We start from the raw sequence: 23,835 nt of genomic DNA, 5'->3' as shown, positions 1-23,835 counted from the left end.
GCGCTAAAACGATAGACCGTCAGTATTCACTGGATTAGGGCTGATAAGGTACTAAGCTGCTGATAGCAAGCTGAGCGGTCATATTCCAGCGCAGGCGCTCGTCCCAGCGGTCAGGGTCAATGGTCACCGTGTAGGTAATATCCCCCCGTTTTTTCTCACCATAGGGCCGGATAAACCTGACCCGGCCGGGGATCTCCAGGTCCGGTATACCGTCAAAGGTCAGCAGTACAGGGTCACCGGGCCGTACCCTGGCAATCATTAATTCGGTCAAATCATCGCTCCTCACTTCCCAGGCCGTCTCGTCGGCAATCCGCACCAGCACCGTCCCGCCGGCAGCATGTTCCCCTATTTTTACATCCAGATAGGCCACCGTGCCGTCGATCGGCGCCCTGAGTTCAGTCTTATCCAACAGACTTTCAGCTTCCACCAGCAAACTCTCCTGGGTCTTTAAATCAGCCTCTGCCTGAGCCAGAGCCGCCCGGCTGCGCTCGGCGGCGGTCCGGGCCTGGTCAAGCTGCTGCCGGGAAGTGGCGCCGGCCTGGTCCAGATGCAGTTGACGGGCAAGCTCCCGCTCGGTGTCCGCCACATTCACCCGGGCTTGTTCCACGACCGCGGCAGCCCGGCTTACATCGGCGCCGGCGCTGCCTACCCGGGCCTGATAATCCCTGCGCACCAGGCCGATTAGCGGCTGGCCGGCCTTAACCCGCTCTCCTTCCTTGACCAGCACTTCACCGATGGTGCCGTCCACCGGCATCACCATCTGCGCATAGCGGACCGGAAAGATAATGCCTTCAGCCAATACTCGTTCATCGGCCTTGACCGGCGGCAGTTCCGCCTGCTTATTCTGCCGCCCTTGAATCAGCCACCATATGCCGGTTAGGCTCACTGCCAGCAACAACAGTGCCAACAGCCGGCGTCCTCGGAAAAATCGGCCGGTTACAAAACCGGCCTCCCAGTTTATTCCTGCTTTTTCTCCTGTTTGCTTGTTACTATTCATAGTTGAGCACCTCCCGCACGCTCATCCGCGCCGCGTTCCAGGCCGGCAGCAGACTGGCCAGCAGCGACAGCAGACTCGATACACCCAGCCAAATGCCCACGCCGGAAAAACTAAAATGAAAATCCAGTGGATAATGAAAAAGCAACAGACCGACCTGGTATTCAAGCAGTGCGGCCATAGGTACGGCCAGCACCACTCCGGCCAGCCAACTAATCAGGCCAATGCATAGGGCTTCCATCACAAATACCTGGCCAATATCCAGACTGGAGGCGCCAATGGCCCGCATCACACCAATTTCCCGCGTCCGTTCCAGCACATTGAGACCCAGAGCACCAGCCAGTCCTAATGCGCCCACAACGGCCAACAGTACGACCATAATCAAAAGAAAGGTAATCAAAATATCATTCCCTTTTTGAATACGCTGCTTAGTTTCCGCAACAGTAGTCACCCGTTTAACCCTCAGCCCCTGACGCTTCAGATGTTCATCCACAGCACGCCCCAGGATTTTCTGCGCCTGGGGTGCGCTGTCTGCGGCCACAATTTGTACCGAGCGGGCCCGGCCGGCCTCCTGTATCGCCCCGCTTAACCAATCATATGGGGCATACACGCAGGTCTTTTCCCATACACCCTGTGCAATACCCACCACAGTAAACCGCAGTTTATGTTCACCTATTTTTACGACAACCGGTGCACCGACCGTCAGGTGCGGATTGTCGTTCACTGTTGTGGTGTCCACCACTAGCGCGCTTTCATCTCCCGGAACCAGCCACCGGCCGGCGAGCATTACCGGCCGGATAAGCTCTGTACCGACCGGCGGCGCTAAGACAGTTACTTCGCTGCTGGCCGCATTTTCCGATTCCTTCCGTTCATCCCGCAATATCCTTCCCGGAGTAAACCCCCAGACTTCCACTGCTTTTACACCCGGTACCCGCATTACTTCCTGAGTTATGCGTCCAGTCCGGTAACTCTCTGTAAATTGAAGCATAACATCGTAGCGATAATACTCCAGGGTATTCTCCAGATTCGCAGAGAGAGACGCCCGCACGGAAAATACCGCCATAAACGCCGTACCGGCTATGGTCAGTGTCAACAGCGTCAGCATCAAACGGCCCCGCCGCCGAAAGGTGTTTCGTAAAGACAGCACTACCGGACGCGGCAGTTCTTTCAACTTTGCCAGCACTATGTCCAGATAGCGGTCAAAGCGCCCACCGGCAGCCACGCTGTGAATACCGTAATCGCTGATCGCTTCCCGCACGGTGAGTCCCGTCCCCCGCCAGACCGGCCACAAAGCCGCTGCCAGCGGTATGCCAACAGCTACCGCCGCCTCCAGCAGGAGTACCCGGGGCGGCAGTTCCAAACCGCCGGAGTCAAAATTAAACAAACCGGCCATAAAACCAGTCAGTGCGCCGGCCGCCAATGCTCCCAGCGGGGCGGCCACCACCAGGGCCAGGATCCCGTACGCCCCCACAAGTGTCAGATACATTCTTAACAATTGTCCCCGCTGCGCTCCAATGGCCTTCATAATTCCCAGTTGCCGCACCTGCTGCGTCAAAATGGCCGTAACAGTATTGATAAGCAAAAAAGTACTCAACAGCAGCGATAAAACTCCCATTACCGCCAGCAGCAGAAGGATAGCGCTGATTGACCCCTGCATAAGATGTTCGCCGGGTTTGTTCACTTGAAACCAGGTTATTGTCGTATCCCCTTGTTCCAGTTTGCTAAAAGCCCGCCGGCCTACCGCCTCAATAGGGGCCGTCTCTTTCCCCTGCAGCACCCAGGGTTCGACCACCAGGTTCACCTGGTTGAGGCGCCGCTCTTCATCCAGCTTCTCCAGGGTATCCATGTCGATGTATCCGTAGGAACGGCCGCTGAACAGACTGGGAATCTGGCAGGGGTCATATACGACTCCGGTTACTTTGAGCAGCCGTTTATTCCCGGCGGCGGTTTCCACCAGAATGCGGCTCCCCTCGCTCACGCCCAGTTCCTTTATCGACGAACGCTCCAGGAGGACATCACCGTCCCCCGGCGGCCAGGACCCTGATTGAGACCGTACTACATTCACCTTTTGTTTGCTATAGTCCGGAATGGCGGTTAACCACATGTACCGCCACTCGCCATTGGCGGTACGCACCCTTACGTCCGCGTTGAACCGGCCGTCGGCTTCCCTGACGCCCCGCAGGCTGCGGATGCTGTCAATGAGTTCCTCATCAAAGGGATCGGCATACAAGCCGACATCGGCCGGTGAAGCCGCCCCCCAGCTGCCTGCCAGATCCCGCTGAAACATCAGGTAGGAACTGTACACCATCCCGACGGCGAATACACCGACCGTGATGGATAATACTACCAGCAAGCTCCGCAGTTTGTTGCCTGCCAAATCCACCCATACCTTGCACCAGCGCGGTGATAACAACCGGTACCTAAGCATCTCCGCCACGCTCCGTTGCGGCCGGCCGGATCCCGCCCTCAGCCACCGTGACGATACGGCTGCTTTGACAGGCAAGATCCTGATCATGGGTAACCATGATGATGGTTTTGCCGGCCTGGGTCAGTTCCCGGAAAAGATCAATGACCGCCACGGCCGTCCGGTTATCAAGATTGCCGGTTGGTTCGTCCGCCACTACCAGCGGCGGATCATTGGCCAGCGCCCGGGCAATAGCCACCCGCTGCTGCTGGCCGCCCGACAAATTGGCCGGCAGCTTGCCGGCTTGCTGTCCGACACCGACCAATTCCAGCAATGCGAGCGCCCGCTCGGGCCGTGCGGCCTTGTCATAGACCTGGCAAAAATCCATGGGCAGCATGACATTCTCCAGCGTCGTCAAGGTGGGCAACAGTTGAAAGAACTGAAATACCACCCCCAGCGTTCGACCCCGCCACACAGCAATCTGGTTTTCCGTCAAGGTGTGCACCGGCGTTCCAGCCACCCATACTTCCCCGGCGGTGGGGCGGTCAATGCCGGTGATCATATTAATCAACGTGGACTTGCCGCTGCCCGATTTGCCCACCACGGCCACAAATTCTCCCCGGTCCACCTGCAGATTGATGCCTTGCAAGGCTGCAAATTGGCCGGCGCCAGTCGTATACACTTTGCGCACTGCGGTCAGTTCCACGGCCGCCGCATCCGGCCGGGGAGGCGGCAAAGCCACTGCTGTGAGGCCTGATAACCATTTTTTCAATACCGCTCACCCCTGTTCACTAGTGCCTGGGGAAAAACCCCCGCACAGCGAGGGTCTTCTTAAACTACAGCCGGCCTTCCACACCAAATACAAATTGGCGGGACGCCATCGGCTGTGTTCCAACCGTATCAAACAGATACATCGTTTCATAGGCCCGGTTGGTCAGATTATATACTTTGGCATATACCTTGACATCGGGGTTCATTTGATAACTGGCCGCAACATCGGTTACCCAGTACTGCCTGGAGGTAAAGGCGTCCAGGCTGCGACCGGTGGCGCCGCGCAGCGAAGCGCTGACATTCCAGGCATTGTTGTGGTACAGGACCCCCAGCCGATACGCATTGGGGTTGCTGTTGGCAATATCCGGCCGGTACCCGCTGCCGCTCTTATCGTTTTTTTCCGACCGGAGATAAGCGTAACCGGCAGTCAGGTCCCAATGCTCGGCCAGCGGCTGAGTTACACTAATATCCAGGCCGCGTCTTTTCTGTTCCGCTATATTAATCATCTGGGCGTAACCGTCTGTATACATGTGACTATAGTCCCAGTCAAAGGCATTTTTTAAATAAGTGCTGAACAGACTGGCCTGGATGGTTGTGCCGCCGGGCAGCTTAGTGTTCAGGCCCAAAGTGGTGGTATGGCCATCCTCTGGCTTGAGATTGGGGTTGCGCCGGTAATTCACATCATCCGGTCTGAATAAATCGGTCGCATTGGGGCCCCTGTACACCTGGCCCCAGGATAGATAGACATTGCTGGCTTCATTGATTTTCCGGTTGAGACTAAAGCGGGCGGTGGACTTGCTCTTATATTCACTGGGATCGTCATGCCGCACACCGGAGGTGAGCGTCCAATTGGGATCCCAGCTCCAACGGTCTTCTATGAAATAGCCCAGATTGCGCATTTTATTATTGACATAGTCCATATTCCGGTTATCGACATAGGTATTGCGCCAGTCAAAACCGCCCAGCAGCGTATGCTGGTCGCTCAAACGCCGGGTCTGATTCCACTCCACACCGTCCTCCTCGTCGATATAAGTGGACAGGGAACCGGCTTTAATATTCGCCCAGCGCAGCTTGTAATGATTGCGGTAAAGCTGCAGGTTATTGGTTACATTCTCCCCCTGCTGCCAGCGGTAAGCCAAGGACACATTATTCTGGGTGATCTGACGGTTGGAATCCGGCCGGAAAAATTCGGTGAAGTATGGCCCCTGAGAACTCAGTCCCGGTCTTGTTATCGGCGAGCCGGCATCCTCTCGCAAATGGTCAAAATAAAGGGTCAAGGTCCGGTTGTCGCCAAAGTCCTTATCAAGGCGGATCGAGGCATTCTCTCTGCTGAAATCGCTGTTAGGCATAGTGACAACCCGGCCGGTGAACGGGTCTTTGTATTCGTAATGATCCTGCGTCCACCGTCCGGCCGTTACCATATAACTGATATCACCGCTCGTGCCGCCGGTTTGCAGATTGTAGCGCTTGGAACCCCAACTGCCGAATTCAGTTGAAGCCGTTGTCCGGTTTTCCGCCCCTTTGCGTGTAATGATATTGATAACACCGCCAACCCCGGAACTGCCGTAGAGAGATGAGGCCGCGCCCCGCACCACTTCAATCTTCTCCACGCTGGCCAGATCAGGCAGGGTACCCAGGCTGTACCCGACAGATAATTGATCCATCCGCTGTTCCTGATTAATCCTGCGGCCGTCCACCAGGACAACCACCCGGCTGTCGCCGTTGAGGGTTACGGAAGAGCTTTCTCCCACACTGCCGCCCTCCACAGTCACGTTAACACCGGCCTGAGTCAGGGCCTCGGCGACGCTGGTAATATTCTTTTTTTCAATCTCCTCCCGGCTGACCACCGTTACATTGGCGGCAGTTTCCGATAACTTAGTCGGCATACGGCTGGCCGTCACCACATATTCCTCCAGGCTGAATTCCGCCTCTGCCATTTCCTCCGCGATTGCCTGTGCCGGCACCCCCAGCAGCAGTGCCCCGCTCAGCATTATGTGCAGTAGCTGTTTTTGCCTCTTCCTCTTGCCCATACTTTCCTACTCCCCCTCTATGAATGTAAAGCCTTACTAATTTTCCAGCTCCCCGCATGCAGGCGGCGCTGCCAAAAATCGTAATATTGGCCTTCTTCCGCAATAAGATCCTGATGAACGCCTCTCTGGATAATTTTTCCGTCATCAATTACCAGTATCTGGTCAGCCTCCCTGATGGTGGACAACCGGTGGGCAATAACCACCAGCGTCTTGTCCTTAACCAGCGCATTAATGGCTTCCTGGATATGCTTTTCATTATCCGGATCCACACTGGCTGTGGCCTCATCCAGCAGGATAACCGGCGCATCCTTCAGGATGGCCCTGGCAATGGAAATGCGCTGCTTTTCCCCGCCGGACAGGGAGGAACCGCCTTCTCCCACCAGGGTATCATAGCCATGTTCCAGTTCCATGATAAAATCATGGCAGCCGGCTTTGCGGCAGGCTGCTGTTACTTCTTCCAGTGTAGCGTCGGGTTTGCCGAATCTGATGTTATTCAGTATCGTATCGTGAAACAGATATACTTGTTGAAATACCATACTGATATTTTTGAGCAAACTGTCGCAGGTCATTTCCTTGACATTCACGCCGCCGATTTTGACTTCACCCTCCTGGACATCCCAAAACCGGGCCATCAAATTGACAATAGTCGTTTTGCCGCAGCCTGATTTACCGACAAGGGCCGTCATACTGCGCTCCGGAATGTGGAAATTGACATTATGCAGCACTTTTTCCCGCTCATAGGCAAAGGACACGTTATTAAATTCAATATCAAAATGCGCCAGTTTTATATCCTTGCCGGCCTCATCCATAATGGCAATTTGCTTGATGGCATCATACCGGTTAAGGGCAACCTCCATCATCCGCATAATAACGCTCAGTACCCCCAGCATTTTAAAAGGAAGATAAGTTTGAAACACAAAAATCAGCATCATCAACAGCAAAGGCAATTCCATGGTCTGCTTAAGGGTAAAGTAACAGACCGCCAGCACGGTAAAACCCGTTCCCCAGGCGAAGCAGCTGTCATACTGCAGACTGGGCGGAATAAATTCTTCTTCAAACCGGATGGACATATCCCGGTGCTTTTGAAACTCCCGGTTTATTTTCTCCCCCCGTTGACCGGTCATATTAAAGGCTTTTATTACAGAAATCCCCTTCACATATTCCAGCACGGCGCCAATCAGCCGGGATTGGCCTTCCTGTTTGAGCACGGTCTGCCGTTTTGCCACCCGGTGAACCCGCTCCAGGGCAATAAAGGCCACCAGCAGGGTAACGGCGGAAATCAGACCGATTCTGTAATCCAAAACAGTCATTATGATGCAGCCGATCGGCGCACTTAAATAAATGGAAATTACGCGGGCCAGCATCGACATGGAGTGTTCTTCGATAAAAACCAGATCCGAGGTAATCACCGCCGTAATATTGCCAATATTGCCCTCGGAAAAATACCCCATCGGCAGTCTTTTTAAATGATCGCCCAGCCTGATTCTTTCTTCGGCGAAAACTTCGTACCCGGCACTGCTCTGCAAACCGTCAACCAGGCGTTTGGCCAAGGCCCTCAGCACCACGCTGGCGGCGACAACAGCGCCCGCAATCCAGGCGTCACGGCTTTCAAGCGTGCCGACCACCAGTTTAATAAGGATAAATAACACCGCGAGAATAGGGACCTGTGTAAAGATGGCCTCAAAGATGCTGACAACAAAGGCTAGTTTTATTCTCCCGGCATATTTGCCGGAGAGTCGTAATATCCTGCCGATAATCCTAAGCATTTTGCCCCTCCTTGACCTGAATTCCCCAGTCCAGCGTTTGCCGGTGAGAATCCCATAGCGACTGGTATTTTCCTGATCTCTCCAGCAGTTCGGTATGAGTACCTTGCATAAGCAGACGCCCTTTATCCATCAGCAGGATCGTATCGGCCTCCACAATCGTGGAAAGCCGGTGAGCTATAACAATCACGGTTTTACCGATAATCAGCTGATTTAACGCTGCCTGGATTTTATCCTCATTTTCCGGATCGGTAAAGGCAGTGGCCTCATCCAAAATGATAATAGGAGCATTTTTCAGGATTGCCCTGGCAATGGTAAGACGTTGTTTTTCCCCGCCGGAAAGCTTATCTCCCGCCTCACCGGCATTGGTGTCATACCCTTTTTCCATTTTCATAATAAATTCATGACACATTGCCAGCTTCGCCGCCGTCATCACCTCGTCGTCACTGGCGCCAGGTCTGCCGACGCGAATATTCTCCCTCAGCGAATCCTTAAACAAAAAGGTGTCCTGCGAGACATAGCTGATTAGATTCATCAGCCGTTCAAAAGACATGTCGTTAATATTGACGCCGCCGATCGTAATCCGGCCGGCTTTAACATCCCAAAAATGCACCAGCAATTTGGCCAGGGTGCTTTTGCCGCTCCCTGACGCGCCGACAATGGCCGTAACATTGTTTTCTTTAGCGCAGAAGGAAACCTGCTCAATGACTTCTTTTTGATCATAGGCAAAGGTAACATCCTGAAATTCCACGTCATAATTTTCCGGGACAATTCCCTGATCAATAAACGTCAATTCTTCACCGGTAAAGGTTTTTTCCAGTTGGCCTATTTTATGTTTAAGAATAGGAATCGTAGGGAAAAATTCCACCAGCCGGATAAACGGCTGCCCCAGGCTCATAGATAACAGCAAGGCAAAGACAAAGGTGTACAGGGTTAAGGTTCCATCAAGATAAAATATTGTGCCTACAGGCAGCAAAAACAGTATGGTACAGGGAAGAACCGCGCCGTAAATCGCCATATACGTCCACGATTCACGGAACCACACCAATGTATACTTTTTATAATCCTCCACCGACGACACATAGTTTTCGTAAGAACTTGTCGTCCGGTTAAAGATTTTAATGACTTCCATGCCTGAAATATATTCGATTATAGTCGCGTTCATTTTTCTCGCAGCGCTATAATAGCGTTCCATTTTTTTCGTTTCACTCTTCGCCATGATAATAACAGCTACGAGGCCAACGGCCATTGCGGCAATCGAAAGCAGGGCCAGACGCCAGTCCAGAATAAAAAAGATAAGATACATGGCAACCGGCGTGAGAACATAAGGTATACCTTCCGGCAACATATGGGCAAGGAGCAGTTCCACGCTTTCAATGTCATCGACAAAGTTTTTCTTATAACTTCCCGTCCCGTTCGCCTGGATATCCCCCAACGACAATTTGGTCAGCTTATCGGCAAATTGTATGCGCATTCCCATCAAAGTGTCATAAGCCGCCTCATGCGATAAGGCCAAGCCCTTGTAATGCAGAAATGACTGTAATAACAAACAGGCGACAACGGCACCGCTCATAAAGAGTACATACTTTGTCGTGGCGGTATGTGTCTCCACAAAGCGTAAAATAATATCATACACAATAAAATACGGGCAGATTCCCGCAATAACACTGCCCAAAATAAGCAGCAACGCGAAATATATCTTACGGCGATGTTCCCTGGCATAAAATAAAACTTTTTTAAATCCATCCATGTTCCATCCTCCAATTCATCCCCGCCAATGCCTGGTTAGTCCAGCTGCTTTCAAATGATATTTATTCTCATTACCGGTAACAAAGAAATCATACTGCATATTGCGGTCTTGCTTCTAGGTCAAACAGGATAAATTTCATGGTGAAAAGTATTTAAGGCACAAAGAATGCATCATTCTTTGTGCCTTAAACCAGCTCTATTTAAAAACAAAGCTACCGGGTTTTACTGTATTGTGACGGATTAACGCCATATTTTCCCCGGAATTTTTCCGCAAAATAACTTAAATCATTATAGCCAACCAGTGAAGCCGCTTCCGTAACCCTGAGTTTTTTTTCTTCCAGCAGCAGACGTGCAAGTTCCAGCCGCCTGTCAATAATATAGGTATGAACCGGCATTCCGAATAATTTCTTAAAGCCGGTTTTCAGTTTATATTCATTCAGGCAGATCAATTTTGCCAGTTTTCCCAGCGTAGGCGGGGCCACAAGATTTTCATCCAGAAGCTTCCTGGCTGTATATAATGCCTCCCGGTCATAGGCGGAAACATCGCCTGTCAAGGTGCCGGCACTGTCTTCAAAAACAGTTTCATCCAGATAGACGGCCACCAGCTCCAGTATTTTTCCTTCAAGATAGATTTTTTTCAATTGTTCCTGATAACGGCAATTGATCATTTCGTTGAGAATCAGGCGAATACCCGGGGAAGTTTTGCCATTACATAAGAAATTACAGCCGGAAAACAGGCTTTGACACGCATGTTCCTTGCCCCTGTGCTGCATAAAACTAGCAATAATACCCAGATCAAACTCCACACTAATCCCCCAAAAGCGCGAACCCGGATGATAGCTGCTGACACTGATGTCTTGGTTGCGGTTGAACATACAGCTTTCCCCGCAGCCAATCCCATATTCCTGCTTTGGCTTCCCCTCTACCTGCCAGCAAAACTCCTCTCCCAGGCAAAAGGCCAGACTGTACAGGGAGCTTCTCTGTTTTTCCCCCATTGTTATCTTTTCATAAAAAGTCATATCACTGACAGATAGCCGCAGGGAGGGTTTGACAACAATCCGCCGGAAATAGCCTGCACCAATTGTTTCCGGTACTCTCATTTCCGTTTGAAACGAACTGGTTCGGTAAATATGATCAAGGCCGGCACATACCGGGCAAGTCCCGTCCTGCGGATTAAATATCTGATTGTTTGACACGGCATTTTTTATCATATCGATCCCCCCTTGGTAGCGGTAAGTCCATCAAATGGAAGATATATGCCAAACTTGTCCGGTTGTGGCGCTGTCATTCTTAATCCGTAAAGCAAAAAAGTTTTTTCAGTTCTGCCAGACTGCTGCTATTAAGGAAAAAATCGGCACCGACTCTGCCATCCGCCAGATTGACGATCCGGGTACAGGTATGCACGATAAATTCATAATCATGCGTGATGACAAACACCGTTTTTCCCTGGGATGCAACCTGTTGCAGCAGGGAGGCCACCCGCCGCATATTTTCCGCATCCAGACCACTGGTGGGCTCATCAAAAATCAATATGTCCGCCCCCTTGACGATGGCCACGGCAATGGTCACCCGCTGCTTTTGGCCGCCGGAAAGGGAGGCGGGGTGACGGTCCTTAAAGGTGGACAACCCGAGTGTTTCCATTGTTTCCGTCACTAGTTCCGCCAAATTCGGCAAACGCTCATTGCCCAGCCCCAGTTCCTCCTCGACGCTTTCAGTAAATAACTGATAGTCGGCATCCTGCATAACAAAGTAGGATTTTTTCAGGCGCTCGCCGGCTTTTGCCGGCCTGGAGCCAATGCATATTTTCCCCTGTCGCTCGCTTACCAGTCCGCAGAGAATTTTCGCAAAGGTACTTTTGCCGGCGCCGTTTAAGCCGGTAATGCCAATAATTTCTCCCTGTCCGGCCATAAGGCACAAGCCGTCAAGAATCCGGGGGCCCCCCTCATACCAAAACGCTGCATCCTCCAGTTGCAAACAAGCCGGCGGAACAGCTGAATCTTTGCCGCTGCACTGCAAAGACAGTTTTTCTGGAAAAATACATCTCAGTCCTTTATCAATCCGCTCATTATCAGACATAGCCATAAAACTCTGCCGGTCATACTCGGCAGCAACTGTCCCGCCCTCCATATAAACTACTTTGTCAACAAGGTCTTTCAGGTAATACAGGCGGTGTTCGGCAATAATGACCGTATGGCCCGCACTCTTCAGCAAGGCCAGGACCTGCCTGAGTTCTTCCGTGGCTTGGTGATCCAGATTGGCCGAAGGTTCGTCCAGCACATACACCGTGGGACCTGCCGCATGAACGGAAGCGATGGCAATTTTCTGTTTTTCGCCGCTGGACAGCTTAAACAGACTTCTTTCCAGCAGCGGCTCAAGTTTCATGGCCGTTACCGTATGTGTAAGACGCCGGAGCATTTCCACTCTGGGCACGCCCATATTTTCGCAGGAAAAGGCAATCTCCGAGGTGGTGTCCACGGTAAAAAACTGCGAACGCGGGTCCTGAAATACCGAGCCGACCAGCCGGGCAAGCTGGTGCAGCTTCATATCCCGGATACTTTTTCCGTCAATAAACGCCTCCCCGTGCAAAGTTCCTTCATAAAAATGTGGAATCAGGCCGTTCAACAGCCTGGTAACGGTGGTCTTACCGCAGCCGCTGCGACCGCACAGCAGGACGAATTCCCCCGGTTTGATCTGCAAATTAATACCTGAAACACTTTCAGCCCGGTCCTCCTGATAGCTGAAATGCACATTCTTTAGCTCAATCACGCGCCCAGCCCCCCTAACGTCAGACCGGGAAACACATTTTTGTCAAGATACCAGAGACTTACGACCAGAAGAATAAAGCCGGCGGCAATCATCCCGTCGGACGGTAAAATCCGCACCTCGCGCAGAGAGGTTCTTCTGTTCTCACTGTCAATGCCCCGCGTCAGCGCCGCAGCCGACAGCTCATCGGCCACTTTAACGCTCCGCATTAAGAGGGGCACCAGAATGTACTCCATGGTTCTGACCGGATTGAGCAGTATCCCCCGGCACGACAACTCGATATTGCGCATTTTCATAGTATCGCTGATGTACCCCAATTCCTCTTTTACCGTGGGCAAAAACCGCAAAAGCACCGCCAGCGGTATAATAACCGGCTTTGGCAGCCGCATTTGTTCCAAAGCGGCCATAAATTCATTGACCTTAATGGTGGACGCCAGCCAGCTTCCCAGCATAATGACGGGAATAAACTTCATAAAACTGTAAACAATGATTCCCAGCACAACCCGGAAACTTTCCGCAGCAACCAAGGCGGTAACAACATCCAGTATGGAACAGAAAGCATATGCCAGCAGGAATTTTACCCCGATTCTCTGCCGGCCGGAAAATAAAATCAGCACAAACGCCGCCAGACAAAATGCATGCATGGTAATTTTCTGGGCGGTAAGAAAAACCATAGTGCTAAACACCAGGGACATAAGAATTTTTATCCTGGGATCTGCGTCCTGTAAACCTTTTCTTCTCTCATCCGGGAAAAAGCAGCGGCCTTGAACTGTGTCAAAACTGCCGGACGCTTCCTGCCGGATAACTGTTTCTAACTGCTGCACCTCTTACACCTCACAACTTTTTACATTAATTCTGCTTCCAGCCAAGCAATGAATAGCTTCATAACCCTCCGTACCCTGTCATACAATTCCGGCCTTTTCAAAGTGTTTTTTCAAAATCCGCCGACCCAGGAAAGCTCCCAGCAAGGCACACGTTATGGATACTGCCAATACACCCGCAAGCACCGGTCCGTTTAACAGTTCAATAAGCTTATCAATATATGCCGCCTCATATCCCCGGTTTACCGCCATGACCTTGTAGGAATCAGCAAAAAACATCAGCGGCACAAACGAACCCAGGGAGTAGCCGCAAATCAGAACCGCGTAACCCACTGCAATTCGCCTAAAGCTCTTGTATGAGCCGCCAATAATGATTTCACCCAATAATGCCGCAATGATGATCGCCAGGACCATCGGCCAGTAAACGCCCAACAGCAAGAGTACCGTTCCCTGTAAAATACCGCTGAGCAAAAATGTGCCTGTTTTGGCAACCTTGGCCATCAGCAGCATAAATACCGTTCCCAATGGTACGGCCACCGCCGCCGGCATAAACAGATACATGACCGGAAGCACACCAAGGAGCATCCCGCCAACAGCAAAAATAACAATAAATACCGTCGTAAGCACACCTAAGGTAACCAAATCCTTAACCTGAAGCCTGTTATTTCCTCCTGCAATCATAATACAATCCTCCATTATAGAAATTGATAATCATTTTCATTTATATTATTATAGCGAATCCTGGTTTGATTGGCAACCCTTTCCATTTGACAGGTCAAAAAAAGCCGCTGAGGTGCGCAAAACTTATACATTCTGTTAGGACAAAAAAAGTACTGTTTGCCGATTGGTAGACAAACAGTACTTTTCTTTTGTAATTCCGCCGCTAAATTCCTTTTGCCTACCCCAGCCGCCACCCTTCGGCAGCCTGCCGGACCGATAAGAAACGCCGGTATACACCTTCCTGCCGGCTAAGTTCGGCATGGGTGCCGCGCTGAACGATACGGCCATCGTCGACGACAAGGATCTGGTCGGCGTTTTGAATGGTGGCCAGCCGGTGGGCGATGATAACCATAGTTTTGCCCGCTACCAGCGCGCCGATGGCCTGCTGGATCATATGCTCATTCTCCGGGTCCACGCTGGCAGTGGCCTCATCCAGAATGATAACAGGCGCATCTTTCAGGATAGCCCTGGCAATGGAAATGCGCTGCTTTTCCCCGCCGGACAGCGTAGAACCACCCTCGCCGATAACAGTTTCATACCCCTGAGGCAGTTTGGAGATAAATTCATGACAGCAGGCCTGCCGGGCCGCCGCCACCACTTCTTCCATGCTGGCGGCAGGCTTGCCGAAGTGAATGTTATTCAGCACCGTGTCCTGAAACAAATAGACTCTCTGAAAAACCATGCTGATATGTTTCATCAGACTGTCGCTGGTCAGGTTCTTCACATTGACGCCGCCGATCAGCACACTGCCCTGATTCACATCGTAAAAGCGGGACATCAGACTGCAAATGGTCGATTTACCACTGCCTGACGGACCGACAATGGCGGTTGTCGTATTGGCCGGAATCAGGAAAGATACTTCTTTCAGGACAGGCTGCGCTTCATAGGCAAAGGTCACATTCCGGAATTCAATATCATAGGAAGACAGAACGATATCCCGGCCGTCCTTGTCAATAGGTTCGGCTGTGGTGATAGAGCGCAGCTTATCCTGCGTCTGATCAAGAATCTCCAGGATATGGGTCCCTTCGTTCAGGGGTTTGACCGGATCAAAAATACTGAACGAGAAAATCGCCACAAGCAAAAATGTCGGAAGCGTCATATCACCCTGCAGGGTAAAGAGCGCTGCTGTCAGCATGACGGCCACCGAGGCGGCTTTCAGGAAAAAGAGATGCAGGCAATTATACGGAACATAATTTTTTTCAATTTTGATATTAATGATTTTGCTGCTCCGGCAGGCGGCGCAAATGCCTTCCCGGGCCGCACCGGCCTGTTTGAAGGCCTTGACGACCGGCATGCCCCGGATATATTCGATGACGGCCGCCGCAAGGCGGCTATGCGCCGCCAGTTGCACCGGCGCGTTGGCTCTGCTTTTGCTGCCCAGCAGTTGCAACGCCCAGGCCGACCCCAGCAGCCCGGCCAGCGCCGCGACGACTACCGTCCCGTTGTAAAACAGCAGGCAGACCACTATGACCAGGGCGCCAACGTAGCCGTTGACAATCAGATCAATCATTTTCATGCCGAACAGTTCTATAAAAGATAAGTCGGTGGTAACGGCCGCCGTGATTTCACCGGTGTTCCGCCGGCGGAAAAATCCCAGGGAAACCCGCTTCAAGACTTCGCCGATAGCGATACGCTGTTCGGCCGCCAGTTCATAGCCAATACTCTCCTGGGCAACGGCCCGCAGATAACCGAACCAGAACCGGCCGGCCACCGTCAGGAGCATAAAGCCCAGCATATAAAACGCCCTGTCCGGGGTCAGGGTAATAAGTCCCTGCCGGTCGGCCAGAATCAGGTGCAGGCCGTAAACAGCCCCCAGCACGGGCAAAGCTGTAAACAGATTATAAAAAAACGAATAAACAAACCCCAGATATAAGCGCCGCCGGTAGGGGCCGGTCCAGTCTATCAGCCGCTTAACCGCACGAAACATGTTCCCCACCTCCCTGCTGCCGGCCAGCAGCCCAGCTTTTGGCTCCCGTATGCGCCGCCCACATCTGCCGGTACAGCACGCAGCCTGCCAGAAGCTCGGCCTGGGTGCCGGCCTGGACGATCTGCCCGTGGTCCAACACGACAATCCGGTCGGCCCGGGCGATGGTGGATAAACGGTGGGCAATCACCAGCAGCGTTTTCCCTCTTGTCAAGGCGGCAATGGACTGCTGGAGGGCGGCTTCATTCTCCGGATCGGTAAAGGCTGTCGCCTCATCCAGAATCACAACCGGCGCATTCTTTAGGATGGCCCGGGCAATGGCCAGCCGTTGTTTTTCTCCCCCGGACAAACGGCCGCCGGCCTCACCGGCCAGAGTGTCATAACCCTGTTCCAGCCGGCTGACAAAGCCGTCGCAGCAGGCCGCCCGGGCGGCGGCCCGCACTTCCTCATCTGTCGCCAGGGGCTTGCCCAGCCGGATATTATCCTTAATCGAACAATTGAACAGAAAATTATCCTGAGTAACAAAACTTACCGTGTCAGCCAGCTGATCGAGCGGCAGGTTTTTGATATTTTCCCCGCCGATAGTGATTTCCCCGCCGGTTACGTCCCAAAAGCGGGCAATCAGCCGGGCGACGGTGGACTTGCCGCCGCCCGACGGGCCGACCAGCGCCGTAAACGTTCCCTCAGGCAGTGTAAGATTCAGGTTGTGCAGCACGCTGTCTGCTCCTGGTTTTGCGCTTTTATTTCCGTCACCGTAAGCAAAACAAACCTGTTTGAGTTCTACTGTGTGATGGGCCAGCCGAACCGGCTGACCGGCTTCGTCCAGTACCGGCAGTGCCAGCAGGGTGGCTGCATCTTTCACGGCATATTCAATCGACTTGGCCTCATTGACGAATATCGCGAAGTTTCTAAGCGGTGTCACCAGCCCCAGCGACAGGATAAGGCACATCGTCAGGTCGGCCGGCGTCAGTGACCCACTACTGTATAGATACATGCCCAGCGGCATGGTGCCTAACAGGGATGACGGCAAAACCGCGCCGCCCAGATTCATCAGCTTCCAGGTGCTGTGGAACCAGTTCAGCGTATATTCTTTAAAAGTGCTCACAGCCTGGACATACTTTTCATAGGATGAGGCCGACTGATTGAAAGCCTTAATGACCTCGATTCCCTCCACATATTCGACAATGACACTGTTCATATGATTGCTGGCCGCCATGTAATCGGCGTACTGCCGGTTGAAGGCCTTCATCATGACGGCATAGATAAAGGCGGCGGCCGGGATAGTGACCAGGGATGCCAGTGCCATCCGCCAGTCGATCAGCAGCAAGTAAATAAATACACCGACCGGCAGCAGCAAGCTGGAAATACCTTCCGGAATCATATGGGCCAACGGCACTTCAATGGCTTCCACCCGGTCAACCATAATGTTTTTCAGGCGGCCGGCCGGCTCATTCAGCACACTGCCCAGCGGTGCCCGCATCAGCCGGTCAGCAATATTAAGCCGCATATTCTCCAGGATACTGTAGGCCGAAAAATGCGCCAGCATGGTGGACAAAGCATAAAACAGCAGCTGACCGGCATGCCCGCCCAGGCATACCGCCGCCCAGAACCAGATATCTCCGGGCGTCGCCGCCCCGTTCAGGAATAAAAGCAGAATCTGGTATACTCCAAGATACGGTACCAGCCCGCCGGCTACACTAACAATGGCAAACAGCACCGAAGCGGCCATTTTCCCTTTGCACTCCGCCGCAAAGGTGAATACAGTTTCCGGCCAGGAAATTGTTTTCATCAACTCATCCTGCCTTTAGAGCCGTTGCTCGATGCCAAAAACAATCTGCCGGCCTGCCATTGGATAAAGACCGGTAAAACCGCTGGCATCCCCGTACGAGCCATGCAGCTCATACGCTTCATTGGTCAGGTTATAGGCTTTCACATAAACACGGGTAAGGGAATCAGGCCGGTAATTGACCCCCAGGTCGGTCACCCAGTAATCAGAGGCGGAAAAGGCCTGCCGGCTGCGGCCGGTTGCGCCCCGGAGTGAAAAGTCGGCATTCCATTTGTCCTGGCCGTACTGCAGTCCCAGTCGATAGCCATGCGGTTCATTATTACTGAACTCATCCCGCCGGGTCGCCCCCTCTTCCTTGACATCGGTGTACGAATAGCCGGCTGTTACCTGCCACTGCGGTGATAAACGGTGTTTCAGGCTTAAATCCAATCCCTTCCTTTTCAGTTCATTGACATTTCGCCACTGGTACTTGTTCGTGCCGACCATGATGTAGTCAAGCGCGTCGTCCAGCCGGCTGCTGAACAGGCTGGCCTGAAGCTCGGTCCCGGACGCCAGACGGGTGTTCAGTCCAAGGGTAATCACGTCACCGGTTTCCGGCTTGAGGTTCGGGCTGGGCACCATGAACCCGCCGCCATAGACATCGGCGATAAACGGGGTTTTGAATATCTGCCCCCAGGAGGCATAAACATTGGTAAACTCATTAAGCTTGCGGTTGGCCGTAACCCGGGTCGTGGTTTTGGAGCCGAACAAGGTATAATCGTCATAGCGGGCCCCGGCGGATAGTGACCAGTCCTTGGGCAGACGCCAATTATTTTCCAGGAAAAAAGCCCGGTTGGAAATCTTTTTGTCACTGTAAGTATAGCCGGGAACATTCATAAAGGGAATGGCGTACTCCAGCGAATCGGCGGTGACCTGGCGCCAGGCAGCACCACCCAGCAGGGTGTGGCGATCACTGATTTTCCAGGTCTGCTGCCATTCCGCCCCGTCGGCCTGATTGGTATAGGACAGGCCGTTGAAGTAATAGTCCGGATAAGTCATATCCATATGGTTATTGTAGTCATAAGTCAGATAGTTGCGATACAAGCGGATAAAATTATTGGCCTGTTCGCCCTGGTTCCAACTGTAAGTCAGAGAAACATTATTCTCCACATAGGTCTGGACAATGTTGGCGAAATAATTGGTACCACCGCCGGAATCCAGAAAAGCATGGTAGTCCGGCATGACGTTAAAACCTTTCCTGCCGTCGGTATGGTCAACGGTCAGGGTAAGCGACCGCTCTCGGCCAAAGTCTTTATCCAGGCGGAAGTTCAGCTTATCCTGGTTCAGGTCCGTGTTGACGGCCCTGGCGTCCTTGTCGCCGCTGTAGCCGCTGTGATAGTAATAGTCATCCTGGCGTTCCCGCTCCAGATTGAGCCGGAAGCTCCAGTCGCCTATTTTGTCCTCAGTCGCCAGCTTATAGCGGCGCAGCCCCCAGCTGCCGGCTTCCGCCGTATAGCGGACAGACGGACCTGAAGCTTGCCGTGTAATAATATTGATAACGCCGCCGACCGCATCGCTGCCGTACAGGGCGGAAGCCGGCCCCCGCACGATTTCAATCCGTTCGATGCTGTCCACATTGGGCAGATAATCGAGATTGGCACCCGACTGGCCCATATGCATGCCGCCGCCTTTCCAGTTGACTTCCCGGCCGTCGACCAGGACCAGCACGCGCACATCGCCGTTAAGAGTCGGCACGCTGGCCGTCCGGTCATTCTGGATGGTCACGGTGGTATTTTTTAGAATATCGGGAACATTGACCGCGCCGCTCCTTTCAATCTCCTCCCGGGTGACCACCGTTACACTGGCCGCCGTTTCCGTCTTTTTCACCGGCATCCGGCTGGCCGTCACCACATATTCGTCCAGGCTGAACTCCTGTTCCTCGGCATACGCCGCCGGCGCGGCCGCCAATAAGGTGCCGCTTAGCAGAATGCCGACAAGCCGCTGCTTTTGCTTCTTCTTCAATAACCTCACCTCATTCATTGTGTTGATGCAACTTCCACCCGATAATGATCAGGCAATACCGGCTTTGGTAAAATGCGTGCGTAAAAGCCGCCTGCCCCATACGCAGCCCGCATAGGCTGTCAGTACGGTAGTCAGGCAGACCACGGCAAACATGGCCGGATTCATCAGCGCCAGGCACTGCTCTAATATAGCCAGTTGTTCCGCGCCTTTGGTTGCCTCCTGGGCAAGATAGGCTTCCTTCATAAAGACCAGCGGAAACCCTTCGCCCACGGCAAAGCCCAGCATGTAGCAAATAAAGCCGCCGACCGCCGCGGCAAATTTTTCCCGGCCCAGCCAGTTAAATACCAACTCACCCAGGATGCCGCCCCCCAGAATGCTCAGGCCGAATATGCCGGCCGGAGCCATATTCAAAAAAAATAGTCCCAGCAGAGCGCCGCTAATGACGAAACTGCCGCGCAGCGGCGCTTTGGCCAGCATCAGCATAAAGATAATGCCGCCCGGCACCGCCAAAATTGCCGGCATAAAGACTAAAACCGGCGGAATCAGGCCGATGGTAAAGCCTAAGAGAAAAAAAACTGCAATCATCAGGGCATTGAAAACCCCGATGGTAATCAGATAGCGAACAGTCTGGCTGCTATTCGGTGCCGCCTTAATAGAAATCCCCTCCTTATATGCCGGCCTGCTCAGGCCTGCCGGTCAGTGTGCCGTCTGCGCCCATAAGCAGGATGATGTCACAGGTAGCGGCGGCAAAGGCGGCATCATGGGTAATAACAAAAATGCAGCGCCCCTGCCGGGCCAGCGCTCTGATCAACCGGCTGACTTTGTCCATATTGTCCCCATCCAGGCCGCTGGTCGGTTCATCGAAAAACACCAGCTCCGCCCGACTCATCCAGGCCAGGGCCACAGCCAGGCGCTGCTTCTGCCCGCCGGACAAAGCGGCCGGATGGCACTCCCGGTAGTCGTCCAGTTCGAAAAACCGCAGACAATACTCTGCCTGCACCTCCCTGTCCGGCGACACCGGCCCGCCCAGCAGCAGTTCTTCCCATACGCTGGGCGCAAACAGCTGATAATCCACATCCTGCATAACATAGAACGACCTTTGCCGGCGTTCCCGGCGGCCGGCCGCCCGGCCCGCAAGGCAGATTGCGCCGCTGCCGGCTTTTTCCAGTCCCATTAGGATTCGCAATAGCGTGCTCTTGCCCACACCGTTTTGCCCCATAATACCAGTAACCTCCCCGTGTCCGGCGGTAAGGGAAACTGCATGCAGCACCGGCTGGTCCTGTTGGTAAGCAAACGATATGTTCGCGGCCTGCAAGAAGGGAACCGTGGCGGCCATACGCCGTCCGGCCGCCGGAGGCGGTGACCCACTGGTCGGAGGCTGCAGGCCCTGCTCCCGGAACCAGCCATCCGGCCTGGCAAAAAAATCCTGACCGCTGAATTCTGCCTGGAATTGTCCATCCTCCAGGAAAATGACCCGATCCGCCAGCCCCTGCAGGTAGCCGAGCCGGTGTTCGGCAATAATAACCGTGCAGCCTTTGCTCTTAAGCGCCTTAAGCACAGCCCGCAGTTGGGCACTGCCGTCGCCGTCCAAATTGGCGGACGGCTCATCCAGAACATACATGTCCGGATCCAGAGCATAGACCGACGCCACGGCAACTTTTTGTTTTTCCCCGCTGGAAAGCGCAAAAATGGATTTGGCGAGCAGTTCGGCCAGTTCAAGTTCCTGAGCTGTTCTGCTGATCCGCGCCTGCATAATGTCCGGCGCAATCCCGTAATTTTCACTGGGAAAGGCAATTTCGCTCCGCACATGCAGAGTGAAAAACTGGGAGCGCGGGTCCTGAAAAACAGACCCTGCCTTGCGGGCAAGATCGCGCAGGGAGGCTGTTTTGGTGTTCAGCGCACCAACTGCAATCTCGCCCTGCAGGTCGGCATCAAAAAAATGTGGGATCAGACCGTTGATCAACCGGGTCACGGTCGTTTTGCCGCAACCGCTTTTTCCGGTCAACAGCACAAACTCACCCGGCCTAATCGCCAGGTTGAAATTGCGTAAACTGGGCCGGCGCCTGTGCCGGTAAGTTACCTGGACATTCTGAAACTGAATCACGGGTGTTAGGGATTCCCCTTTCTAACCGTTCAGCAATGTGAGCGGATAATAGTGAAAACAGAGTAGCGCCGCGGCCACCGCTCCGCACAGCACGCACCAGGCGGCGTCCTGCCGGCGGAAGCGGACATCGCTGCAGGAACTTCGCCGCTGCCCGGCGTCCAATCCCTTACACAGCGCTGCTGCCGCCAGTTCATCGGCCAGTTTGCCGCTGCGAATCAGCAAGGGAATCATAAACCTTTCGACAGTGGCCACCGGCTGCAACATCAGGCCGACCGGAGAGAACCGCAAACCTCTCATTTTCAGACTGTCACTGATATGCCCCATTTCCCGCCGCAGGGTGGGAAGATAACGATAAACCACCGCCAGGGGGATAATCAGCGCGGACGGCACATGCATTTGTTCCAGAGCGGTGATAAGCTCGTTCATCTGCACTTTCTCCAGCAAAATGACGCAGGCCATATAAACGGGGATAAGCCTGCCCAATAACAGCGTCAGCATACCAACCAGCATTTCGGCCGGCGGCCAGGGGATAAACCGGCACAGTTCTGCCGCCAGCAGCAACAGGGTATATATTGCCGCAAAACGGACAACCGCTGCCGTCATTTGCTGTCCGAGCATAATCAGAGCCAGCAGGGTAAACATAATAAAAAGTTCCAGTCGGCTCCCGCAGGGAAAAGTCAGCAACAGTATGCAGACAACCAGAAACAGCCATACGCGCGGATCCGGCCTGGCCGCCTTAAACGAAATTATCCCCGGTTTCATCTCCACCTCCTGCAGATTATTTCTCGAATTGATAATGATTCTCTATCTCGTACTAAAGCATACTACACAAATTTATTTTATCTCTACCTGTAAGCGGATTTTATGAACAGTAAACGGATTTTTTATAAAGAAAACACGGCTTGCACCAAGCCTTTGGCGAAGGTGGAAGCCGATGTTGATCCTGCTTTTAAAAAAGTTATACTTTCTGTTAGGATAAAAAAGGCTATACCCCTTATGGGTACAGCCTTTGAAAATCTGTTCATTTTTTCTGCGCCAGATATTCGCTCGGACTCACGCCGAATTTCTTGCGGAAGACCGCGGTAAAGTAACTGGCATTGGCATAGCCGATATAAGCGGCGGCTTCGCCGACATTCAATTGCTTTTCTTCAAACAGATACCTGGCCAGTTCCAGCTTCTTGCTGATAACGTAGGCATGCACCGTCTGGCCGAACAGCTGCTTAAAGCCATGTTTCAACTTAAATTCATTCAGGCAGATGATTTTGGACAAACCGGCCAGAGTCGGCGGAGCGACAAAATGCTGATCCAGAAACTGCCGGGCTTCATGAATACTGGCGATATCCTGGCGGGAAAGGCCGGGATAACCGCCGGGCGCCGTCTGCCTGTACAAGATTTCATCGGCATAAACGGCCAGCAATTCCAGCAATTTTCCCTGCCGGTAAACGGTTCTTACCGGCTCCCGGCAAGGAGAGTGGATTAACTGGTACAGAAGGGTTTTCAGCGCCGGCGACAGCTTGTAGGTGGAAAAAGCCGCCTGCGGCCTGTCGGCGTCCGGCAGGTATTCGCCGGTAAAGGCCCGGAATATTTCCGGATAGACTTCCACCGTGACAATCCGGTACTGAAAGTTGGGTTGGAAGGTAACCCGTCTGATACCGTTGGCGTTAAACGCCAGAAAATTCTCGGTATCCACCACAAGTTCTTTCTCTTCCAGCGCGAAATCCCCTGCCAGGCAAAAATACAGCAGCATGCGCGGCCCGCTGAAATCAGCGCCGCCGCATATTCGCTCGGGAAAAACAAATTCCGATTCTTTAATCTCCGCAAAGGGACAACGCAGCAGCTGTTTCACCTGTCCGCTGCCGAACCGGTGGGAAACCTCGCTGCTGCTGTCTGCATCCCGTGGAGAGTACAGGAGATATTTGCAATTGTTGTACAGTACCCAGTGTTCTTCGGCCCGGTTATTAACACCTGACGGGTTCCATCCGTTCATGTCCTGTTCCCCCCGTAT

Annotated in this window: 17 protein-coding genes; all 17 read right to left on the bottom strand. The window is 53.1% G+C overall.

Features of this window, described 5'->3' with window-relative positions; all coding sequences use genetic code 11:
• Positions 1-34 precede the first annotated feature (34 nt).
• Positions 35-997, bottom strand: coding sequence for an efflux RND transporter periplasmic adaptor subunit (locus SPSPH_RS03870; RefSeq protein WP_083945384.1), 963 nt, complete (start codon positions 995-997; stop codon positions 35-37).
• Positions 990-3,422, bottom strand: coding sequence for an ABC transporter permease (locus SPSPH_RS03865; protein ID WP_075753409.1), 2,433 nt, complete (start codon positions 3,420-3,422; stop codon positions 990-992). The genes SPSPH_RS03870 and SPSPH_RS03865 overlap by 8 nt, the downstream gene beginning before the upstream one ends.
• A complete protein-coding gene (locus tag SPSPH_RS03860) occupies positions 3,415-4,170 on the bottom strand; it encodes an ABC transporter ATP-binding protein (protein ID WP_109298209.1) in 756 nt (251 codons plus the stop codon). Before SPSPH_RS03860 ends, SPSPH_RS03865 begins: the two co-directional genes overlap by 8 nt.
• A 64-nt stretch (positions 4,171-4,234) precedes the next feature.
• Positions 4,235-6,199 carry a TonB-dependent receptor plug domain-containing protein gene (locus SPSPH_RS03855; protein WP_083945383.1) on the bottom strand — a complete coding sequence of 655 codons (1,965 nt, stop codon included), beginning with the start codon at positions 6,197-6,199 and terminating at the stop codon, positions 4,235-4,237.
• A 17-nt stretch (positions 6,200-6,216) separates the two neighbouring features.
• A complete protein-coding gene (locus SPSPH_RS03850; protein ID WP_075753407.1) occupies positions 6,217-7,965 on the bottom strand; it encodes an ABC transporter ATP-binding protein in 1,749 nt (582 codons plus the stop codon).
• Positions 7,958-9,712, bottom strand: coding sequence for an ABC transporter ATP-binding protein (locus SPSPH_RS03845; RefSeq protein WP_075753405.1), 1,755 nt, complete (start codon positions 9,710-9,712; stop codon positions 7,958-7,960). The genes SPSPH_RS03850 and SPSPH_RS03845 overlap by 8 nt, the downstream gene beginning before the upstream one ends.
• Positions 9,713-9,923: 211 nt before the next feature.
• The gene (locus SPSPH_RS03840; RefSeq protein WP_075753403.1) at positions 9,924-10,922 is read right to left on the bottom strand and encodes a helix-turn-helix transcriptional regulator; all 999 of its coding nucleotides are present in this window, start codon (positions 10,920-10,922) and stop codon (positions 9,924-9,926) included.
• A gap of 79 nt (positions 10,923-11,001) precedes the next feature.
• Positions 11,002-12,477, bottom strand: a complete 1,476-nt coding sequence (locus SPSPH_RS03835) for an ABC transporter ATP-binding protein (protein WP_075753401.1) — start codon at positions 12,475-12,477, stop codon at positions 11,002-11,004.
• The gene (locus tag SPSPH_RS03830) at positions 12,474-13,298 is read right to left on the bottom strand and encodes an energy-coupling factor transporter transmembrane component T (protein ID WP_075753399.1); all 825 of its coding nucleotides are present in this window, start codon (positions 13,296-13,298) and stop codon (positions 12,474-12,476) included. Before SPSPH_RS03830 ends, SPSPH_RS03835 begins: the two co-directional genes overlap by 4 nt.
• 78 nt (positions 13,299-13,376) lie before the next feature.
• On the bottom strand, positions 13,377-13,976 hold the full coding sequence (locus SPSPH_RS03825) for an MptD family putative ECF transporter S component (RefSeq protein ID WP_075753397.1): 600 nt from the start codon (positions 13,974-13,976) through the stop codon (positions 13,377-13,379).
• A gap of 217 nt (positions 13,977-14,193) precedes the next feature.
• Entirely contained in the window at positions 14,194-15,942 is a 1,749-nt protein-coding gene (locus tag SPSPH_RS03820; protein ID WP_075753395.1) for an ABC transporter ATP-binding protein, read from the bottom strand.
• Positions 15,926-17,728, bottom strand: coding sequence for an ABC transporter ATP-binding protein (locus SPSPH_RS03815; RefSeq protein WP_075753393.1), 1,803 nt, complete (start codon positions 17,726-17,728; stop codon positions 15,926-15,928). The genes SPSPH_RS03820 and SPSPH_RS03815 overlap by 17 nt, the downstream gene beginning before the upstream one ends.
• 15 nt (positions 17,729-17,743) lie before the next feature.
• Positions 17,744-19,735, bottom strand: coding sequence for a TonB-dependent receptor plug domain-containing protein (locus SPSPH_RS03810; RefSeq protein WP_233138876.1), 1,992 nt, complete (start codon positions 19,733-19,735; stop codon positions 17,744-17,746).
• Between the two features lie 39 nt (positions 19,736-19,774).
• The gene (locus tag SPSPH_RS03805) at positions 19,775-20,338 is read right to left on the bottom strand and encodes an MptD family putative ECF transporter S component (protein WP_269147937.1); all 564 of its coding nucleotides are present in this window, start codon (positions 20,336-20,338) and stop codon (positions 19,775-19,777) included.
• A gap of 55 nt (positions 20,339-20,393) precedes the next feature.
• On the bottom strand, positions 20,394-21,830 hold the full coding sequence (locus SPSPH_RS03800) for an ABC transporter ATP-binding protein (protein ID WP_075753387.1): 1,437 nt from the start codon (positions 21,828-21,830) through the stop codon (positions 20,394-20,396).
• A gap of 21 nt (positions 21,831-21,851) precedes the next feature.
• The gene (locus SPSPH_RS03795; protein ID WP_075753385.1) at positions 21,852-22,592 is read right to left on the bottom strand and encodes an energy-coupling factor transporter transmembrane component T family protein; all 741 of its coding nucleotides are present in this window, start codon (positions 22,590-22,592) and stop codon (positions 21,852-21,854) included.
• 259 nt (positions 22,593-22,851) lie between these two features.
• Positions 22,852-23,817 carry a helix-turn-helix domain-containing protein gene (locus SPSPH_RS03790; protein ID WP_075753383.1) on the bottom strand — a complete coding sequence of 322 codons (966 nt, stop codon included), beginning with the start codon at positions 23,815-23,817 and terminating at the stop codon, positions 22,852-22,854.
• Positions 23,818-23,835 lie beyond the last annotated feature (18 nt).

It is taken from the genome of Sporomusa sphaeroides DSM 2875 (assembly GCF_001941975.2).
In the GTDB taxonomy this organism is placed as follows: Bacteria; Bacillota; Negativicutes; order Sporomusales; family Sporomusaceae; genus Sporomusa; species Sporomusa sphaeroides.
This window is presented reverse-complemented; position numbering and strand designations above follow the sequence as displayed.